This window comes from Corynebacterium sp. c3Ub_189 (assembly GCF_039907195.1).
In the GTDB taxonomy this organism is placed as follows: domain Bacteria; phylum Actinomycetota; class Actinomycetes; order Mycobacteriales; family Mycobacteriaceae; genus Corynebacterium.
Genome location: NZ_JASBOF010000060.1, coordinates 1 through 758 on the forward strand (window position 1 = coordinate 1; position 758 = coordinate 758).

Genomic DNA, 758 nt, shown 5'->3' on the forward strand with positions numbered 1-758 from the left:
CCTTGAGTTCAGAGGGTCGTTGCAACACTTTCCCTTAGGAGGGTGTTGTTGTGTCTGAGATTATTGGCCCGTTTCATTCGTTGTCTGAATCGGATCGTCGTGGCTTAGTTGCCTTGGTTGGCAGTGGGCGTAGTGTCCGTTCGGCGGCTGGTGAGCTTGGTTGTCATTACGGGCATACTTTGAATTTTTGTCATGCCTTTGGATTGCCAGTCGTGTTTAAAGCCAAACGAGTTGATCGCCGCGGTAGCCAGGCTTTCCAGCTTGTAGAGCTAGTCCGAAGCGGACTGTCGGTACGCCAAGCTGCTAAAAGATGTGGGATGCATCTTTCTGCGGCTTATGCCGTAGCTACGGAAGCTGGGTGCCATATCCGGTTGAGTCAGTATGCTCGGAAAGTCCGCCAGACGCAGTTAAGAGTGGAATATCTGCGCCTTCGGCTGGCGAGCCTGCCTGGTGGTGATGCTGGCGCGGCAGTAGGAATTGATCGTCGACTGCGTTTAGATTTCGAAAAAGGACTCACCAAATCCCAGGGTCGACGAGAAGAGTTCATACCCGTCGGCGAAGACGCCAGCACGTATAACAGACTTATGAAAGCGCTGCGCCAACGCCATGATGTCATCGAATCCGGAAGGCTTGCCCCTCCCGCCTTACCTAGCGGGGTAGATCCGTATAAACGCATCAGCAATCGCTACATTTGCTTCGAAGAACGCGTCATTATCGCCGATCTTCTCCGCGAAGATGTGCCACTGCGTGAGATTGGG

At 53.3% G+C, this 758-nt stretch carries 1 pseudogene; it reads left to right on the plus strand.

Annotated elements, in window-relative coordinates:
* Positions 1-50: 50 nt before the first annotated feature.
* Positions 51-758 (plus strand): annotated as a pseudogene (locus QKD99_RS11505) (IS30 family transposase); the annotation flags it as partial.